Consider the following 18,212-nt stretch of genomic DNA (forward strand, 5'->3'; position numbering starts at 1 on the left):
TTTCAATAAAAAAGGAGGACAGACAATCCGTCCTCCTTACCTAATCATTCAGCAACATCAACAACCTGTAAGTTTTCGAGACTAAGTGAAATTCCCCGGAAGCCGTTTGGCTCAAAGCCTTGTACTCGTGCATTTGTAGCTGATAAAACCTTATTATAATTTAGTAAGATCATAGGTGGATCTTCTTCAAGTGCCTCATATAAATCATGGTATGATTCTGCCCTTCTATCTAAATCACTTTCAGCAACTGCAGCGTCAATGAGCGCATCCACTTCTTCATTCTCATAGCCACGGAATGTATTTCCTGTATGAGCAGAATGGAATGCTTGAATACCAATATGAGGGTCTGGCTGCATGGTGGTGGAGAAACTAACGAGATCATGATCTCCATTATCCACACGAGCAAGCAAAGCATTAAAATCCATTTGTTCAATTTGCAAGTCAATACCGATGCGCTTGTAATCCTCTTGAAGTCTCGTTACGAGAACGTCGCTAGCGCCACTTGCTTCTGTTGTAAAGAAGTAAATACGTAGTTTTTCTCCATCACGCTCACGAATCCCGTCTGAACCTTCGACCCATCCAGCTTCTTCAAGTAAGCGTTCCGCTTCTTCAGGGTCATAAGGAAAACCTTCAATTTCATCTGTATGAGCCCAAGAAACAGGTGATACTGGAACATTTGCAACTTGAGCAAACCCTTGGAAACGAATATCCACATATGTTTGCCGATCGAAGCCGTAGTTAAACGCTTTGCGGACGTTTGCATCTTTGAAAATGTCAGATTCATGGTTGAAGGCGATGTAGCTGTAGTTAGAAGATGTATACAAATTAATATCAGCAAACTCTAACGATTGAAGCATGTCAAAATTGTCTTGATCTGCTGAAAATGTTCCATAATCAAGCTCTCCTGTTTGGAAAAACTGCTGCGAATCCCCTTCTGTCGTTCGATAAATAAACGCATCTGCCTCCGGTTCTCCCTTATAGTAATGTTCGTTTGAACTAAAACGAATTTCTTCACCTGGGTTATACGTTTCGAACTTAAATGGGCCTGCTCCAACAGGTCGTAGATGGAAATCGCTTATGTAATCAAGATTCCCTTTTTCATATTCTTCACCGTAATAAGCTTTGCTTAGAACTTGACCGCCAAGCATGGTTAGCGCCCGTGCATTTGGTTCTTCAAGCTCGAATTCGATTGTACGCTCATCCACAATCGTAATACCCGTTATCTCATCGGCATCTCCGTCTTTGTAATCCAAACCGCCGACTAAATTCGTTTCTGTAATGTCAGTTGAGCCAGGGTAGCTCGGATCATAGAGAAGCGTAATGGTGAAGGCGACATCCTCGGTTGTGAACGGACGACCATCATCAAACGTTAACCCTTCTCTTAGCGTGAAACTGAAAGTCAACTCGTCGTCAGAAACATCCCAATTCTCTGCTAATCGACCGAAAGGCTCGCCATTTTCATCAATATCAATCAATGGTGGGAACATGACAGCTTGAACATTCCCATCATATCCGCTTGTATTAAAGTATGGCGTGAACACACCTCCGGGTTCCTGGAGGCCAACAACAATGGTTTCTCCCCTATTTGTTGCAAGCCTAGGTGATGCAGCTGGATTACTCGCTTCAATTTGCGTATCTTCTACAAGTTGAATGCCTGTAGGTTCTTCTTCACTGTCACGACTCGCTGGCTCGTCACTCCCCATCTCTGTGTTGCAACCACTAAGCACCACAATAAATGCAGCTACTGATAAAGAAAGTGTCCATCGTTTTTTCACTTTATCTCCCCTTTTTCTCCCATGATTTTTCATATCTTTATGTAAAAAGTTCTCTTTTTATTAAAACATATAATTCCGATAAGTCAACATGTGATTACAATAAATCTGATTTTTTCTTTATTTAGTAGTATTAATAAAAATGCTATCCTTAATGAAACTTAACAAAAGAGATTCATAGCCATTCGAAACTTTTGTACGTGACAAACGTAAAAAACATGAGGTGGTTTAAATGAAAAAAATTCATTTTATAGCTTCGGCTATCTTTCTTGTTTCTGGAATTATTAAGGTTCTTTCTAAGCAACCTTTATTTTTTACCTTTTCAAGTTTTGCCCTCGCGTTTATCTATTTCCTATCTGGCATGATGGAAAAAAAGCAAATAGAGGGTGGTAAGTAGATGGACATTTATGTTGCACTTGCAGTCTCGATTGCAGTCGGCACGTTCAGTTATACAGCTTCCTTTCAAGGAAAGTTGAATAGGCAAAACAAGCGAATGGAACAATTAGAGAAAAGAATGAATCAATTGGAAGGAGAGGAGAGAGAACGATGAAGAGGAAACAACGTCCAAGTCACCTTATTTATTTTATATCTTCCTTTTTTTATTTACTATTCGCTCTTATTTGTTATTTTATTTTTCCTATAATTGGTTTAAACGGACAATCAGGGGTATTTATCTTTGCTGGAATGTCCATTATCTACATATTGTTAGGCACGTTTCTTTTTCGTCGTAGTAAGTACCCAACGAATACAGAAGAATAATGAGCAAGAGAACAACCCACCTCTTCTAAACTCTTTTTTTATTCATATGCCTTCATTGGAATGAGTAGTAGATCGTTCCTGCTTCCGAATGGATTGCTTCTATGAATAGTAAAAACCAACCTTTTCATAAAGGTTGGTTTTTACTGCTAAAGGCGCTTTTAGTAAACCCCTTCTGCACACGATAAGCGTATCCGCACATACTTTACTAGCAAATTTCTTCTGATTAAGCGCTCTTGAAATGGTAAACCAATTTCCCGAAATTCTTCTAGCTACTTTCTATTTTGGTCTCCCCATTCGCATAGTTGTTCCAATACAGGTAAAAGCTCCTCTGCTTTAGAAGTGAGACTGTACTCGACTTTCGGCGGAACCTGAGGATATTCTTGTCTCTTAATCATTCCATCTGCTTCTAATTCTTTAAGTTGTGAACTCAGCATTTTATACGTAATTGGTCCGATTTGTCTTTTCATTTCATTAAAACGAACAGGCTCTTGTTCAGCTAATAAATAAAGAATAAGCAGTTTCCACTTCCCACCAATCACTGACATTGCATATCCAAAAGATGTCTCCTTGATTGAACCTTTTTCATTGTACTCAGCCATACTCATATTTTGACACTATCCTTCCTGGTAGTACCTATCAATAAAGTGCGTACTATTCTTGTTTATATATCAATACTATACTTACTTTATCTTAAATTGAAGGAGAGATTTCATTATGAGTATTGTCAAGACCTACAATCACAATCTTTGGGATCATGGAATTACGCAAGGGTATAGTGTGAACGGCACCATCTACGTTTCAGGTCAATTTGCGTACGACGAGGAAGGGAACTTTGAAAGCGAAAAAGGGATCGAAGCGCAAACGAAACGAACGTTTGAAAATCTAGATCGTGTCCTTAAGGAACTCGATGTGACAACCTCCAACCTCGCCTATATCGAAATATATTTAACAAACCCACAAGCGCATACGGAAACGGTCATTGAGATGTTTAAGGAATACTTACATGATCACCGCCCTGCTGGTAGCCTCATTGGCGTTACCTATTTAGCTTTTCCAGAGCAATTAATTGAAGTTAGTGCTGTTGCACACACGAGTACCTAATTCGTTCATTTGGTTCTAACAATAAGGAAGGCAGCACAGATGATGTGCTGCCTTTTTCTTTTGCTTCTTTACTCTTCTTTTTTGGAAGGTCTTGCCCAACGACTTAACTTGTTCGTTACACTCATTAAGGCTGGCAACACTACAGGTAAAAATAGAATACTTAAAAGAAATAAACCGACAATTACAAGGGTCGCTACTTGCATTAGCGTGAGAACACCAGATGGATAAAGAGCGGCAAACGTTCCACCGAGGATGATCGCTGCTGAAATGATCACTCCACCAATATGACGTGAAGCACGTTTAATCGCTGAGAGTGGATCGCCTTCAGTTTCTCGATAACTCATTAGTAAGAAGATGCTATAATCCACCCCTATGGCAATTAAAAGTATAAATCCAAAGAACGGGACATTCCAGCTTAGTTCTGAGACACCAAATAAAGATCCGCTTATCATTTCTGTAATCGAAAGTGACGTGTAATACGTAACAGCTAAAATCCCGACAATAAATAGCGGTAAGTGAATAGACCGTGTAATCACCATAAGAAAGAGGGCAATCGCTCCTAACATAATGGTTGCGGTGAATACGAAATCACCATTCGCCACATCTCGTAGATCTGCATTGACGGCAGACTGCCCTCCTACAGCCATAATCGAATCTTCTAACACTGTACCTTTAACGGTCGCTTCTCCAGTCTCTTGAATCTCTCGAACAACATCCATTGCTTCCGCTGAAAATGGATCAGCATCTAGTATAATCGTCAATCGTGCAGTGTGTTTATCATCTGATAGATACATGGTTAAAGCCTCTTGGAATTCATCACTTTCAAGGACATCTCCCGGGACAAAGAAACGTTCTGCCGACGTTGATTGACTCACTTCCCCTAAATAATGTTCTGCGTTTTCAAGACCCGCCGATAGCTCATCAAGTCCTTCTGTACTTGCGAGTAATCCTTCTTGTAAAACGTTCATTTGGCCTTGTAAATCTTGTAAGCCGGATTGCAACTGCTCTTGACCAGATTGAATTTGGGTTAATCCTGCCCCTAATTTACCTGCCTCTGATTCAACGGTTTGAGCTCCCTCAGCACCATTTTTAAGAGCGCCTTGCAATTGTCTAGTACCTTCTGCTAATTGGTCAGCTCCTGCATTCAATTCATTTATACTTTGATTTACTTGATTGAGAGATTGATTGGCTTCACGAAATGCTGTTAACGCTTGTTCCAGTTCTTGCGCCGTTCCACTTAGCTGTGTCGAAAGTTGATTCATTTGCTCCGCTTCTCCACTAACGTTTTGAAGTGCTTCCATAACGGCAGGATCAGAAGCAAGTTCAGGATTTTCATTTAAAAATTCCTCTAAAGCTGTTTGAACGGCTGTCATATTTTGCATACCTTGGTCGAACAATGCTACCGCACTTGTAAAGGTTTCACTGAATGTACGTAAGCCAGATTCTATTTGAGTATAAACAGAATAAAGCTCAGTGGTTGCAGCAGATACCGCTGTCAAATTAGTAGATAGGGAGGTTAAACCTGATTCGATTTCCGCCGCTCCATTAGCCCCTTCTGAAACACCAGAAGCTATTTGGAAGACAGCGTCTTGTAAGGCGATACTGCCTTGATACGCTTCAGCAGTCCCGTCAATCAATAACTGAATGTGGTCAATGTCACTTTCATTTGATTCAGAGAGCTGTTGCTCTGCTTCGAAAAGGCCGGCTCGAATCTCCTTTGCGCCTCCATTGGCCTCGTCAACACCAGTACCAACTGTATTCGTTTGGTCATTGATATACAGCTCGTGAATTTTTTCTCCTGTTGGCCGAGTTGGTGACATGACTTCAGCCACACCATCCACTTTTCCAACTGCATCTGTAAGTTGATCCAATTCTGTTAACATGGACTGCGTATCTAAAGGCTCATCGAATTGAATCACAAGACTAGCTGGCGATGAAAATCCACTTGGGAACTTATCCTGTATAAGTTGGATGCCTTGCTTAGATGAATAACCGTCATCCACTTCTAATAAATCATTGTAATGGACGTTCCCTTTTGAGAGCATCAATATAGGAACAATAAAAACAGCTACAAGCAGTAAACTAACAACAGGTCTAAGCACAGACCGGCTTGCTAGAAATCCCCATAAACGACTATCGCCATGTCCAACAAAACGCTTGCTCGGCCAAAACATTTTTTTACCGAGTATGCTCATAAAAAATGGATTTAATGTAATCAATACGAGAATAAGAATAGCCACACCAACCGCTACAGCAGAGGTAGATTGATAGAAAGAGAAATCTGCAAGACCTAGCGTTGCAAATCCAATGAAAACAGCAATTCCACTATAGAAAACGGTTTTTCCAGCAGAGCGGATCGTATTTTTTATCGCTACAGTCACATTTGCTTCCCTACTAAGCTCCTCTTTAAAGTTTGTATACAACAAAATATTGTAGTCTGTTCCTACGCCAAACAGAATGACAATTAAAAACACTTGAGTAAAATTAGAAAATGGAAAATCAACATGTTGTACAAGCCCCGCAATAATCGCCATGGAGACTAAATAAGAAACCCCCACTGTAATAAGAGATACGACAGGTACGATAGGAGATCGAAACACAACTATAAGAACAAGAATAATAAACACAACAGCTACGATTTCGGTTTTCTTAATGCCGTCTTCTGTTGTTTTTGTAAAATCTTCAGCAATCAGATCTGAACCGGTGACATAAACATCCATCTTATCGGAGTCAACAAATGGTTTAATCGCTTCTCTTACCTCATCAATTGTCCCATATGATTGACGAACAGACATTTGTACAAGAGCCGCAGACCCGTCCTCTGAAACGAGTTGCTCTTTTATCTCAGGATTCTCAAAGGGATTGACGATGGATGTAATTCCTAAATCTTCTTTTTCATTTTTTAATGATTGAATAATTGATTCTATTTCAGCGACTTGATCATCTGAAAGCGCCACTTCACTTTCTTCATCAAACACTAGAATGAGATCGTACGTGCTTCCTTGATCCCCATTCATTTCCGACTCCAAATTGCTTGCCACAATACTTTGTACGTGGTCAGGTAGCGTAATTTCACCTTTGTCCCGAACAAGTTGACCTAGGTCAGGCAAAGAAAAAAAAGCAAGTACAGAAATGAGAACCCAAACGATTAATGCGGTCCATCTATTGGTACGAAACGTTTTCATTACAAATCCTCCATCACTTATCAATTCTATGGTACGGAATGAATATTCATTCCTAATTTATAAAAGGTCAAGCGTCAACCGAATTAACGGCTGATCGCCCGCCATAGTTTTTCGTCTAATGTTTTTAATAATGTATCTGTGAGAGATAATTCACCACCGTTAAAACATTTTGCAAGCTCTACGACAGCACCAAAAGTAATGGCCACAATGGCTTCAATTGGTAAATCCCGATCAATCATCTCTTGCTCTCGACCAGCTTCGACAATGGTTGAAACAAAAGCCAGTAAAGACGTATAATCACATTTTGTCTTATCTGTTATATGCCTGCTTGTTGTATGAGAATTAATTAACATAAGAGCATCAAAATTCTCCTGGGAATAACGAATCAAGGTAATAAAAAGGTGGCTAAACTGGTCCCTCGTTGTTTTATCATAAGGGAATTTTGCTTTTAACGATTCCTCAAGCCGGAACATTTCATCTTGCATAATAACATTTAATAATACTTCTTTATTTTCAAAATAACGGTAAATGGTGCCCGCTCCTACAGATGCTTCTTCAGCTACGAGTGGCACCGTTGTACCATCGAACCCTCTTCTAGCAAACAATGTGATAGCTGCTTGTTTTATCGCTTCTTGCTTATCGCTCAAAAGGCAACACCTCTCCGGAATGAATATTCATTCCTTATTTTATAAAAGGTGAATTAAAAAAGCAAGGGAAAAGATAGGTTATAGTCACCGAATTAATAAGCGACTACGTGTCCGCTTAAACTCAATACAACAAATAGACCGTTTTATGCCGGTCTATTTGTTGTATTTGTTTAGAGACTTTACGTAGCTTCTATTATTTGGTGGAAATCGTGTTTTCCTTGTTGATGGAAGTCATGCTTTCCTGCTATTTGATGAAAATCATGTTTCCCTTGTTGATCGATCATCTCACTCGCTGCACTTGAGAATCCTCCTGAAAATGATATTGAAGCAAGGATGAATACTGTCATCATAGTAAAAGACATTTTCTTCATATTAAATCCTCCCCAACATTTGATTGTTTTTTGCTCATTGCATGCACTAGCCGTGCGTACTTAAGAGCTGTCGCCAAATCCCCTTTTGATTCAAAGTATTGCGATATCTCATCATAAATTTCGGAACATTCGAAGTATTTTTCGTTAGCTTTTAGCATTTCTACACCTATTAGTACTTCAGAAAAATCATTATCTAAATATAACCCTCTACTCACTTTACACTTCGCTTTAATCTCCATTAATTTTTGTGCTTTCGCATTAAATTCTAACTCGTCTAACCCTCCTTTATATGTTTTATTTCTCAATCGTGCATTAAGTAAATTGTATTTAGCTTTTAAACCCGTAATGGATTGAGAAAACTCTTTTATCGATAATGCTTCCTCTAATAAATCAATTGCTTCTTCAACTCTTCGCTGTGTTAAACGATTTTGACTTACATTATGTAGAACCAAGGAGTAATAATATGGAAATGGCTTCGAGATAAGGATGATTTCATCGTAGATTCGCTCAGCCAATGGTTGCTTACCAAGCTCTGTGGCAATTGCTGCTAAGACAAGTTTACAGCGAATTTCATTCACAACATACATCGTGTTATGTTCAAAAAACTCCAGTGCTTGTTCCATATAGGAAGCTGCGAACGTATATTGGTCAATACGATAATAGCTCATACCTAACTCTTGATAAAAATCAGCTTTTTCAGCAGGAACGTTTACTTTTTCGATAAGACGCTCTGCAATTTTATACATGTTTATTGCCGATTTGTACCGTTCGTTCAGAAATTCGTTTTGACCGGATACGAAATAATACATAAAGTGAAGGTAGTCGTCTCTTTCTGCTTCAATTGGCGTAAGTAATGTAGATTCTATCAATTCACCTTTTTCGTATGTAGACAGCAAATCATGTTTAAAGCTGACTAGTTGATAGTACGCTAAAATTTTTTCATTAGGTTCCATCTGCATGATAAGACTTTTTGTTTCTTCTTTTGTTACTTGTGCCCGAACCATATCTTTTGCTATTAAACAACTATGCCATTCCACAATTTTGCTGCCGACAATACTAGATGATAAAGCAATGATCATGTTCCATCCCCTTCCCTAGATTCATGTAATTGCTCTCATTATAAGGGACTTCGACAGGAACTTATATAGTTCTGACATATTTCCCAACACCAACTGACAAATTAATTAGAAAAATTAAAATACTTATCTTTTATCATTGAGCTAATAGTATTACGTTACTGGCGCTAGCGTACGTTTCTTTTTAAGGAGAATCGTAAAATTGTTGTCATTTTCGAACAAAAGGGATAGAGGGTGTGACGCAGTTAAGATTTTATTCGACAAAAGGGTAACCATTCATTCAATTATATTTCCCAACTTGAAACTACTGAAATAGAAAGCTATATCAGGTATTATGGAAGAATCTTGATGTTCTCTTTGCTTCTTTAAGTCTTGTGTGGGCTTAAACGATTTTTACTGTTAACGAGTGAAAAATCATATTATTTTAACGATTCTACTTACCATCATCTAGGAGGCATTCATATTGGAAAATCCTGAACAAAAAATTGACGTCGTCCCCTCTCGTTCTCTCTGGAAAAATCGCCCTTTCTTATTATTAATTGGCAGTACAACGTCAAGTAGCCTCGGCTTATTTATGTATAGCCTTGTTATCCCTATACTCCTCTACAGCATGACACAAAGTCCGCTTCTTATTAGCACCATGCGATTATTGGAATTTCTAGTAGGTGGTACACTTGGTGTTGTTGCTGGTGTGATTGTCGATCGAATCAATCGAAGAACCGCTCTTATTAGTGCGGCCATACTTCAATGGATAACCATTGCCACGTTAACCTTATTTTTATTTATGGGTAACATCCAGCTATGGGCACTTTATTTCTTTGGTTTTTTGTATTTCACGTCTGGTCTATTAAATACCAACGCTGGCCACGCTGCCTTACCGCAAATTGTAGCGAAAGACCAGTTAACAGAAGCCAATGCGAAACTTGGTATTTTCAAAGATAGTGTAAGGCTTTTTGGTCCATTAGTAGCTGGAGCATCTGTCGCAACCCTTAGTTATGCTGGTGCGATGTCAATCCAATTGCTTTTTGTGACAATAACATTGAGTTGCGTATTGTTTTTACCGTCTTTACAAATAAAGACCACTAAAAAACAAGAACAACGCTCTGTATGGAAAGAAACGAAAGAAGGCTTTCATGAGATCTTCCAAAATCCATTACTACGAGTCACTACGTACGTTATATTTTTTCAAAATTTCGGTTTCAGTTTAACCATTGGGATTTTGTTATTTTTTGCTGTCGATTATTTACAAGCAACGCCACAGCAGATTGGCGCGTACCTAAGTATCGGTGGGATTGGCGGTTTACTTGGTTTGTTTGCGGTAAAGAGATTAGTCGATCGCTTTCCCCGTGGCAAAATCTATACATATACGAACATATTTGATATTCTTTTCTTCGTCATGCTAGCTTTTGCTACCTCTTGGTGGATGATTGCAATCGGAATGGCCATGTATTCCTTTTCAACAGCTATTTCCAATACGATTTATCACGCTGTTAGGCAAGAATTAACACCTAACGACATGCTTGGTCGGGTATCTGGTTCTGTAGCAACAATCGTTCAATTAACGATGCCTCTCGGAGTCATTCTTAGTGGACTTTGGGCTGAATTCTTTGATGTGCGTGTTATCTTCTATGTCAACATTGTCTTTTCAAGCGCTATCCTCCTCTGTTTAATGCGCACAACCTTTCATAAAACAGTCAAATAGAACAAGACTAAAACAATGCGCAGTCGTGTGTTGTTTTAGTTTTGAGCGACAAAAAAAGGGATTCCTCCCTTTTCTTGTGTACTATGAAAAAAAGAAACTTAAACCAAATACTACTAGAAATCCTACAACGCCAATAATGGTTTCCATAACAGTCCAAGATTTCAATGTGTCTTTTTCTGACATTTCTAAAAAGCGGTTTACAAGCCAGAAGCCAGAGTCATTTACGTGTGATAGCACTGTCGCTCCACATGCGATGGCAATGGCAATTAACGCTAATGAGGGTTGAGATAAATCAACCATTTCAATGATCGGCGAGATTAGCCCTGCTGCTGTAATCATGGCTACGGTAGCAGATCCTTGTGCTACACGTACAAATGTTGCGATTAAAAAGGCTAGTAAGACAAGTGGGAATCCTGATGACGCCATCAATTCTCCCATCGCATCGCCTACTCCACTTTCAATCAAGACTTCTTTAAATACTCCACCTGCCCCTGTAATTAAGATAACAATCCCTGCAGGCTCAAGAGCTTTTGTCGTCATCGTTTGCATTTGCTGTTTTGATAATCCACGATGTTTTCCGAGGAAATACATAGCAATCAATGTAGCAACAATTAAAGCAATAAACGGATGCCCAATAAACGTCAATAGTTGATGAGGAGCAGAACCTTTTTTTAGTAACACACCTCCAGCCGTATTCAGTAAAATCATCGCAAGAGGTAATAAGATGATAAAACAAATAAGTCCGAAGCTCGGAAGGTCTTTCTTTTCTCCTTCTTTATTCGCAGCTTCTACAATATGTGCCGGAACCCCTACATGCACTTTTTTTCCTATGTAACGACCAAATACAGGTCCGGCAACAATCATCGCTGGTATTCCGGCAATGATACCAAATAACATCATCCAGCCAAGGTCTACTCCAAGTACGGTTGCTACAGCTATTGGTCCAGGTGTGGGTGGGATAAAACTATGCGCAACCGCAAGCCCCGCTAATAATGGAATAGCATAATACAGTAGTGATTTCCCTGTGCGCATAGCTAAACTATAGACAATGGGAATGAGTATAACGAGTGCAACGTCTAAAAACACAGGTATAGCAACAATAAACCCTGTTAATGCTAACGCCCATTGTGCTCGATTTTCACCAAAGCGCTCCACTAGCGTAAACGCTAATCGCTCAGCTCCACCAGACGTTCGGAGCAACTCGCCAAACATAGCACCTAGTCCGACTACAATCGCAATAAAACCAAGTGTCCCACCCATTCCAACTTCCATCGTTTCAATTAAAAAAATCGGGTCCATGCCAGTAAAGATACCAATAAAGATACTTGCAATAAGTAGCGCTAAAAACGCTTGCATTTTAGAATGCATAATCAAATAAAGCAAAACCGCTATCCCAATAATTGTGACGAGGATCAACCCTAAAGAAGACATATGCTATTCCTCTCCTTCTCTCTCTATTACCATTCGGCTACGCTGTGATCGCTGTGTCTCCAAATAGGGTTCTTCCAGTTATGACCAACTTCCGCCATTTTTCTTACATGTGCTTCATTTATTTCTATCCCTAATCCAGCTTGATTCGGTATGTTAACGTAGCCGTCTTCATAATGAAAAACATGCCCATCAGTTACATAGTCAAGTAAATCGGAGCCTTGATTGTAATGAATCCCGAGGCTTTGTTCTTGAATAAAAGCGTTATGACAGGTGGCATCTACTTGGAGACACGATGCTAGCGCAATGGGACCTAACGGACAATGAGGGGCAGCAGCAACATCAAAGGCTTCTGCCATTGAAAGAATTTTTTTGTTTTCCGTAATGCCACCAGCATGGGATAAGTCAGGCTGGATGATATCCACATACCCCGCTGTTAAAACATGTTTAAAATCCCACTTTGAATACATTCGTTCCCCTGTCGCTATCGGAATAACCGTATGATTGGCAATTTCACGTAACGCTTCATTATTTTCAGGCAACACCGGTTCTTCAATAAACATGGGTCGAAACGCCTCTAATTCTTTTGCAAGAATTTTTGCCATTGGCTTATGCACTCTCCCATGGAAATCAATACCTATTCCAATGTATGGACCAACGGCATCGCGTATAGCAGCTACATTCTCCAGCACTCGATCAATTTTTTCATAGGAGTCTACATACTGCATTTCATTCGTAGCGTTCATCTTTATTGCTTTGAAGCCTTGCTCCACCACAGCCTTTGCGGCTGCTCCAACATCGGATGGTCGGTCTCCACCGATCCAAGAATACACTTTGATCGATTCTCTCACCTTGCCTCCTAATAATTGATGGACAGGCACTCCTAAATACTTTCCTTTAATATCCCACAACGCTTGATCAATTCCAGAAAGCGCACTCATAAGGATCGGTCCACCTCTGTAAAACCCACCACGATACAGAACATTCCAGTGATCTTCAATTTGCAAAGGATCCTTACCGATTAAATAGTCCATTAATTCCATAACAGCTGCTTTCACTGTAGCAGCTCGTCCTTCAATAACAGGCTCACCCCAGCCGACAATACCTTCATCTGTTTCAAGTTTTAAGAAAAGCCATCTTGGTGGAACTTGGAAAAGCTCATAGTTTGTCAGTTTCAAAGTGGATCCTCCTTTAACTGTTTTTAGCGAGGGAAACAAATCGTTTAGCTTTCCGTGTCAGTTCTTCTAAAGATGTTTTTGTTATGGCTTCAGTTGTATTTACTAATGAACTTCCAATTCCACATGCCGCACTGCCTGCGTTGAGAAATGCTTGAACGTTACTTTCATTGATTCCACCAGTGGGAATGAGCGGGATGTGAGACAATGGTCCTTTTAGATCCTTGATATACTCTGGCCCCATTCGAGCTGGAAATAGCTTAATAAAATCAGCCCCATATTCATAAGCTGAAAGAATTTCTGTCGGTGTAAAAGCGCCAGGAATGCTTACTTTTCCATAACGCTTTGTTAGTTTAATCGTTGCTTCATTGACTGTTGGTGACAATAAAAAATCAGCTCCTGCATCAATAGCGGCTTTTGCTGATTCTGGATCAAGCACCGTGCCAGCACCAATGATTACTTCCGTTCCTAAGGCTTTCTTTAAGCGAGTAATGCCTTGTAAAGCTTGTTGAGAGTTTAATGTCACTTCAATTAAAGACATCCCTCCTTTTATTAACGCTTCGCTAATGTTTAATAAGTCTTCTGGTTGTGCGTCTCGAATGATGGCGATCAACTTGCCTTCATGAATTTTTTCCTGAGTATTCATTCGACTTCCCCCTACCTTATTCGCCGCTTAGTAGGCGAATCTATTTGTAGCCAAGGTTGCTAGAAATGCGTGTTGCGGTCTCTTTTAAACGCTCTATAATAGAATGTTTTTGCTTTATCATTCTCTCTTTTGGACCCGCTACACTAACAGCCGCTTCTATGGAGCTTAGATTTCCAAAAATAGGTGCAGCAAAGCAAACTAACCCTTCTTCATGTTCTTCATCATCCATTGCGTAGCCTTGTATTTGATACGTTGCCAAACACACAGCTAGGTCTTTTTTACTCGTTATTGTCCGATCTGTAATCGGTTCCAAAATTATACTCTCTAAATAGTTATTTCGTTCAGTTTCTCCCATAAAAGCTAAATAAACTTTTCCTAAGCCCGTACAATAAAGAGGGCTTTTCGCCCCTAAATAAGCAGAAGTGCGAATAGATCGGTCACTATCTATTTTTGCTATATAGATTAGTTCACCTTTAACGAGCGTTGCCATAAAAACCGTTTCCCCCACTGCACTTTGTAACTGTTTTAGTGAAGGTGTGGCTACGGATAGAAGATCAACAGATTCTAACGCAGTTTGACCAATTGGAATTAGTCTAGGTCCAAGCACATACAGATGATGTTGATGGATTGTTACATAGTTCTCATGAACAAGGGTTTTCATCAACGCTGACGTACTACTTTGAGGAAACTGCAAAAACGTACTAATTTGTTTTATTGTTAAGCCTTTTTTGTATGTACTTAAAAGTTCGAAAATTCTCAAGACACGAACCGCTGACTTTACCGTCATAGCACCCTCCATCACATATGTAATTCATCATCATGTATGCGTTTTCCACCAAAAGTGTAGCACGGTTTCAAATACGTGACAATGTGTTGGGGTTATGAACATCCATCTTCTAAGAAAGCTATCTATTTACAAAAACAAAAGAGCACTTTAGTTTATATGCTCTTTGCTTCTTTTTGCTATCGGTATGATAAGCCCTATTAAACCTGCTAATGAAAACAGTGTGAAGGTTAAAGAATACGATAAGCTCTCAATTAGTTTTCCTGCTACAAAAGAACCTAGAGATTGCCCTATTCCTAATGCTAGAAAAGAAAGACTCACACCGGTAGATGGCATCATGTCATCCATGCGGGTAGCCCAAACAATAAACAAACCTGTTAAAAAAATATAAGCCCCTCCAAACAATGCGGCTGATGAAAAAACGACAAGGCTGTGAGAAAGGTTCAACAGCATCATTGAACTAAGTAAAACAATAAGAATAAGTCGATACGACCAAGATAAACCAATCCTTTGTATCAGACCTCCTGCTAAACCACCTACAATACCTGCCACGCCAATCACAAGCCAAAACAGAATACTTTCTGTTGCTGTAGCCCCATACTCAACGGTAAGAAAGCTTCTTCCAAACGTCCAATAAACAGAAGAAGTCATACCGATTACATATGAAGCGATAAGTAAGTACTTTGCCTGATTGATCGTATGAAACGGTTTTCTTTTTCTGTGTGGTGGCTTAGCTATTTTATCTAAATCTGTAGTGGGAAAAGATAACACGTTCCAAATCAATACAGCCATACCTATACAAGCAAACAGCCAGAATGAGAGTCTCCATTGTTCAGTGAATAACAAAACCACTGGTGCCGTCGCCATTAAGCCAAAACTTGTGCCGCTATTGATCCAAGTATTCCCTTGATCTACTTGCTTTTTAGGCAACAGTAGCTTAGCTTGTTGACTTAGCGCCGGTGAAGCGAATCCACTCCCTAAACCAGCAATAAAAACGCCAAAGCTTACGTGTAAGAACGAATGGGCAGTCGCTATAGCCACTAAACCGATAACGGCCGTTGTCCCTGCAATCACGTTAACACCCTTTGATCCAACTTTGTTCATTAATAAGGCTGAAAAGAAAAGTGCGAACGTGTACGCTACATACCCTAACGAACCGATAAGACCTCCTTCGCTTTCACTTATTTGTAGATCATTGGCTATATCCGGAAGAAATAATCCGAAATTCAACCTTGCCATCGCATACGTAACAGCGATCATAGCTAAGCCTGGCAACACTATTTTTAACATGACTCCACCTCTTGAATTTGATATAACGATCACTATACTTCTCTTTATAAAAAAACGTTGTTACTTAATTAGTAAACAACGCTTTTAGTGCACCATTCACCTCAGTTGCAACTTCTTCAATGTCAAATACTTCAGCCATTGCCGTTGCACCCTCTAATAGAATCATAACACGCACCGCCTCTTGGTTCGTGAATCCTTTATCGTGAATAAATTCTGTTAGTCGATGCTTATGCTGATCTGCGAATGAGACAATGGCAGAATGTCCAGCTTGAGCTAAGGAATATTCTTCTTTTGCTCGCAAAAACATACAACCATTGGAGCCATTGTCACGAATCCAACTTAAATGCGCCTCTGCTAGCGCATGCATAAAATCCTTTCCTGTCTTCTTTTCAGTAAACTGGTCTAACTTTTGTAAATACCTTGCTTCTCTTTTTTTTAAGATTTCAAGAACGAGTGCCTCTTTAGATTCGAAATGATTGTACATGGTCATTAATGAAATGCCTGATTCTTTAATGACTTGCTTAAGACCAACAGCATGGAATCCATGTCGATCAAATAAACGTTCCGATTGAGTCAGTAACTGCTCTCGCTTTTTACTCAACTTATTCACCTCTTTCATGATAGAACGATCACTCTAATTAATGTAAAGGATGTATCTCGCTTTTGCAACCTTTACGCTAATGAAAATAAAAGACTAATTGTTATCCATTCATTCAAACATCGGTATGTAAGGTTAAAGATGAACTAATTTGTTGCCAGTGTGGGCTATTACAGCTGATTGCGATATTATATTTTATCGTTATCTAGATTAGTCGTTAGGTCATGTGTAAAAAGACTGTAAGCCAATTTTTAAAAAAGGAGCTAATCCTGTTTGTAAAATGGTTGTTTACCTGAGCAAACGTTTGATTAATCTATCATTTTTATGTATTATATGGTTAAAACGAAAAGGAACTTATTGGGGATTATGATTAATTTAGATGCGACTTTTTTCTCAAATAGTCTTGATTATACCGGGATTGGGATTGTTATAACAGATCCTAGTTTAAAAGATAATCCAATTATTTTTATTAACCAAGGTTTTACGGATATTACACAATACCACCTAGAAGAGGTTATAGGAAGGAATTGTCGTTTTTTACAAGGTGAGGATACGAATAAAGATGAAATAGCGAAACTAAAACAGACATTGAGTCGCTTTGGCCGTTATAAAACGGAACTATTAAATTACAAAAAAGATGGTACCCCTTTTTGGAATGAGCTATCTATTGATCCTGCAAAAAACAATAAAGATGATAAAACGTATTTTGTCGGTGTCCAAAAAGACATTACGAAACGCAAAACAATTGAATTAGCTCATTTGGAAACGATAAAAGAATACGATCACCTGCCTTGCCCTATCATCCCCCTACTACATGATATAGGTGTGATGCCAATTGTTGGTTTAGTCACAAAAGGACGAATCTCCACTTTAATAGAGGCAACAAAGCGGAGTATTCATGATCATACCATCACAACACTTGCTGTAGATGTGAGCTGTATCAATAACGTTGATGAAGCAACTTTTGAAGCACTTTTAGATCTACATGACCATCTTCATTCGGTCGGAACAAAAATGGTCGTTACTGGTTTAGCAGAACAGCAACTTGTGGCTCCACTTGATATGCAGACCTTTTTAGCAAGTAAACTCAAGAGGGCAGCCTCTACTCAAGCGCTTTTATTGAAAATGAACGAAAAATAAAGAGGCTGGGACATAACGAAAAGTCGTATTTGAAAAGACGAATAGTCTAAACTATGCTGAGTAGCACCGCTACAGGAGGATCCTTCCGCTCATTTTCATAGAAAACAAACGACGAACGTTCCTATTTTCAGGAATGTTCGTCATTTTGGTCTGTCTATCTACTTTTGTCCCAGCCTCTTTCCTACGTTTAGTCAATAGGGTTTTTATAATAATTCTGATGATGTTATTTTTAAATCTAGGCATAGGAAATAAACCTTATCCCTGTCTATTTTTAAATAAGGTTCCTATGGTATACTACAGTTATTGGTCCATTGAGACCGCGTGCGAGTAATCGTACTCTGTATGATTCCTAGCCATGGAATACATACACTTTATGAGCTTGTTCATACAAGCGACAACGGCAACCTTGTCCTTCTTGGGGGTAGGTTGCTTTTTTAATTTGTAATAATACTCGACAATATGATTAGGAGCTGCTTTCTGCTGGCGGATCATGTTCCGAATGATGAGATATAAAATCTTTCTCCCTTTGGGATTTCCA

At 39.2% G+C, this 18,212-nt stretch carries 18 protein-coding genes and 1 pseudogene; 6 read left to right on the forward strand and 13 right to left on the reverse strand.

Annotation, left to right across the window (positions count from 1 at the left end; all coding sequences use genetic code 11):
- Positions 1–44 precede the first annotated feature (44 nt).
- Positions 45–1,775, reverse strand: a complete 1,731-nt coding sequence (locus tag BK583_RS11555) for an ABC transporter substrate-binding protein (RefSeq protein ID WP_055736434.1) — start codon at positions 1,773–1,775, stop codon at positions 45–47.
- A gap of 229 nt (positions 1,776–2,004) precedes the next feature.
- On the opposite strand from BK583_RS11555, the gene BK583_RS20720 reads away from it, so the two are divergent.
- The 3 genes from BK583_RS20720 to BK583_RS11560 are packed head-to-tail and all read left to right on the forward strand — an operon-like array spanning position 2,005 to position 2,531.
- Complete coding sequence (locus BK583_RS20720; protein ID WP_169836826.1) at positions 2,005–2,169, forward strand: hypothetical protein; 165 nt, start codon at positions 2,005–2,007, stop codon at positions 2,167–2,169.
- Positions 2,170–2,322 carry a hypothetical protein gene (locus BK583_RS20725; RefSeq protein ID WP_160319279.1) on the forward strand — a complete coding sequence of 51 codons (153 nt, stop codon included), beginning with the start codon at positions 2,170–2,172 and terminating at the stop codon, positions 2,320–2,322. It abuts the gene before it with no gap.
- The gene (locus tag BK583_RS11560) at positions 2,319–2,531 is read left to right on the forward strand and encodes a hypothetical protein (protein WP_055735778.1); all 213 of its coding nucleotides are present in this window, start codon (positions 2,319–2,321) and stop codon (positions 2,529–2,531) included. Before BK583_RS20725 ends, BK583_RS11560 begins: the two co-directional genes overlap by 4 nt.
- 269 nt (positions 2,532–2,800) lie before the next feature.
- Here BK583_RS11560 and BK583_RS11565 read toward each other — a convergent pair whose 3' ends face one another.
- Positions 2,801–3,136 (reverse strand): winged helix-turn-helix transcriptional regulator, encoded by a 336-nt coding sequence (locus BK583_RS11565; protein ID WP_038479545.1) that lies wholly within the window; start codon positions 3,134–3,136, stop codon positions 2,801–2,803.
- A 109-nt stretch (positions 3,137–3,245) separates the two neighbouring features.
- On the opposite strand from BK583_RS11565, the gene BK583_RS11570 reads away from it, so the two are divergent.
- Positions 3,246–3,632, forward strand: coding sequence for a RidA family protein (locus tag BK583_RS11570; RefSeq protein WP_055735777.1), 387 nt, complete (start codon positions 3,246–3,248; stop codon positions 3,630–3,632).
- A 68-nt stretch (positions 3,633–3,700) separates the two neighbouring features.
- On the opposite strand, the gene BK583_RS11575 is transcribed toward BK583_RS11570, so the two are convergent.
- The 4 genes from BK583_RS11575 to BK583_RS11590 form a co-directional block, all read right to left on the reverse strand.
- On the reverse strand, positions 3,701–6,817 hold the full coding sequence (locus BK583_RS11575; RefSeq protein WP_055735776.1) for an MMPL family transporter: 3,117 nt from the start codon (positions 6,815–6,817) through the stop codon (positions 3,701–3,703).
- 83 nt (positions 6,818–6,900) lie between these two features.
- Positions 6,901–7,464: a TetR/AcrR family transcriptional regulator gene (locus tag BK583_RS11580; RefSeq protein WP_038479536.1), complete on the reverse strand. Its 564-nt coding sequence runs from the start codon at positions 7,462–7,464 to the stop codon at positions 6,901–6,903.
- Positions 7,465–7,643: 179 nt separating this feature from the next.
- Positions 7,644–7,835 carry a hypothetical protein gene (locus tag BK583_RS11585; protein WP_055735775.1) on the reverse strand — a complete coding sequence of 64 codons (192 nt, stop codon included), beginning with the start codon at positions 7,833–7,835 and terminating at the stop codon, positions 7,644–7,646.
- Complete coding sequence (locus tag BK583_RS11590) at positions 7,832–8,914, reverse strand: response regulator aspartate phosphatase (protein WP_038479530.1); 1,083 nt, start codon at positions 8,912–8,914, stop codon at positions 7,832–7,834. The genes BK583_RS11585 and BK583_RS11590 overlap by 4 nt, the downstream gene beginning before the upstream one ends.
- Before the next feature lie 460 nt (positions 8,915–9,374).
- Between BK583_RS11590 and BK583_RS11595 the strand changes: the two genes are divergently transcribed.
- Positions 9,375–10,613, forward strand: coding sequence for an MFS transporter (locus BK583_RS11595; RefSeq protein WP_038479527.1), 1,239 nt, complete (start codon positions 9,375–9,377; stop codon positions 10,611–10,613).
- A gap of 81 nt (positions 10,614–10,694) precedes the next feature.
- On the opposite strand, the gene BK583_RS11600 is transcribed toward BK583_RS11595, so the two are convergent.
- The 6 genes from BK583_RS11600 to BK583_RS11625 all read right to left on the reverse strand — a co-directional run bounded on the left by BK583_RS11600 (position 10,695) and on the right by BK583_RS11625 (position 16,537).
- A complete protein-coding gene (locus tag BK583_RS11600) occupies positions 10,695–12,044 on the reverse strand; it encodes a GntT/GntP/DsdX family permease (protein ID WP_055735774.1) in 1,350 nt (449 codons plus the stop codon).
- Between the two features lie 26 nt (positions 12,045–12,070).
- The gene (dgoD, locus tag BK583_RS11605; RefSeq protein ID WP_038479521.1) at positions 12,071–13,219 is read right to left on the reverse strand and encodes a galactonate dehydratase; all 1,149 of its coding nucleotides are present in this window, start codon (positions 13,217–13,219) and stop codon (positions 12,071–12,073) included.
- Positions 13,220–13,232: 13 nt separating this feature from the next.
- Positions 13,233–13,862 (reverse strand): bifunctional 4-hydroxy-2-oxoglutarate aldolase/2-dehydro-3-deoxy-phosphogluconate aldolase, encoded by a 630-nt coding sequence (locus BK583_RS11610; RefSeq protein ID WP_038479518.1) that lies wholly within the window; start codon positions 13,860–13,862, stop codon positions 13,233–13,235.
- 40 nt (positions 13,863–13,902) lie between these two features.
- Complete coding sequence (locus BK583_RS11615) at positions 13,903–14,649, reverse strand: IclR family transcriptional regulator (protein ID WP_055735773.1); 747 nt, start codon at positions 14,647–14,649, stop codon at positions 13,903–13,905.
- A 147-nt stretch (positions 14,650–14,796) separates the two neighbouring features.
- The gene (locus BK583_RS11620; protein ID WP_038479515.1) at positions 14,797–15,936 is read right to left on the reverse strand and encodes an MFS transporter; all 1,140 of its coding nucleotides are present in this window, start codon (positions 15,934–15,936) and stop codon (positions 14,797–14,799) included.
- A 64-nt stretch (positions 15,937–16,000) separates the two neighbouring features.
- Positions 16,001–16,537, reverse strand: a complete 537-nt coding sequence (locus tag BK583_RS11625) for a TetR/AcrR family transcriptional regulator (RefSeq protein WP_055735772.1) — start codon at positions 16,535–16,537, stop codon at positions 16,001–16,003.
- 363 nt (positions 16,538–16,900) lie between these two features.
- On the opposite strand from BK583_RS11625, the gene ytvA reads away from it, so the two are divergent.
- Positions 16,901–17,674 carry a YtvA family blue-light photoreceptor gene (gene ytvA, locus BK583_RS11630; RefSeq protein ID WP_160319278.1) on the forward strand — a complete coding sequence of 258 codons (774 nt, stop codon included), beginning with the start codon at positions 16,901–16,903 and terminating at the stop codon, positions 17,672–17,674.
- Between the two features lie 300 nt (positions 17,675–17,974).
- On the opposite strand, the pseudogene BK583_RS21075 reads toward ytvA, so the two are convergent.
- A pseudogene (locus BK583_RS21075) lies at positions 17,975–18,212 on the reverse strand (IS110 family RNA-guided transposase); the annotation flags it as partial.

Origin of the sequence: Shouchella oshimensis (assembly GCF_002019765.1) — a bacterium.
In the GTDB taxonomy this organism is placed as follows: Bacteria; Bacillota; Bacilli; order Bacillales; family Bacillaceae_D; genus Shouchella; species Shouchella oshimensis.

What these genes read in the sequence shown, in the direction of transcription:
- BK583_RS20720 (WP_169836826.1), top strand. Translation starts at nt 2,005, where the DNA reads ATGAAAAAAATTCATTTTATAGCTTCGGCTATCTTTCTTGTTTCTGGA.
- BK583_RS20725 (WP_160319279.1), top strand. Translation starts at nt 2,170, where the DNA reads ATGGACATTTATGTTGCACTTGCAGTCTCGATTGCAGTCGGCACGTTC.
- BK583_RS11560 (WP_055735778.1), top strand. Translation starts at nt 2,319, where the DNA reads ATGAAGAGGAAACAACGTCCAAGTCACCTTATTTATTTTATATCTTCC.
- BK583_RS11565 (WP_038479545.1), bottom strand. Translation starts at nt 3,136, where the DNA reads ATGAGTATGGCTGAGTACAATGAAAAAGGTTCAATCAAGGAGACATCT.
- BK583_RS11570 (WP_055735777.1), top strand. Translation starts at nt 3,246, where the DNA reads ATGAGTATTGTCAAGACCTACAATCACAATCTTTGGGATCATGGAATT.
- BK583_RS11575 (WP_055735776.1), bottom strand. Translation starts at nt 6,817, where the DNA reads ATGAAAACGTTTCGTACCAATAGATGGACCGCATTAATCGTTTGGGTT.
- BK583_RS11585 (WP_055735775.1), bottom strand. Translation starts at nt 7,835, where the DNA reads ATGAAGAAAATGTCTTTTACTATGATGACAGTATTCATCCTTGCTTCA.
- BK583_RS11590 (WP_038479530.1), bottom strand. Translation starts at nt 8,914, where the DNA reads ATGATCATTGCTTTATCATCTAGTATTGTCGGCAGCAAAATTGTGGAA.
- BK583_RS11600 (WP_055735774.1), bottom strand. Translation starts at nt 12,044, where the DNA reads ATGTCTTCTTTAGGGTTGATCCTCGTCACAATTATTGGGATAGCGGTT.
- BK583_RS11610 (WP_038479518.1), bottom strand. Translation starts at nt 13,862, where the DNA reads ATGAATACTCAGGAAAAAATTCATGAAGGCAAGTTGATCGCCATCATT.
- BK583_RS11615 (WP_055735773.1), bottom strand. Translation starts at nt 14,649, where the DNA reads ATGACGGTAAAGTCAGCGGTTCGTGTCTTGAGAATTTTCGAACTTTTA.
- BK583_RS11620 (WP_038479515.1), bottom strand. Translation starts at nt 15,936, where the DNA reads ATGTTAAAAATAGTGTTGCCAGGCTTAGCTATGATCGCTGTTACGTAT.
- ytvA (WP_160319278.1), top strand. Translation starts at nt 16,901, where the DNA reads ATGATTAATTTAGATGCGACTTTTTTCTCAAATAGTCTTGATTATACC.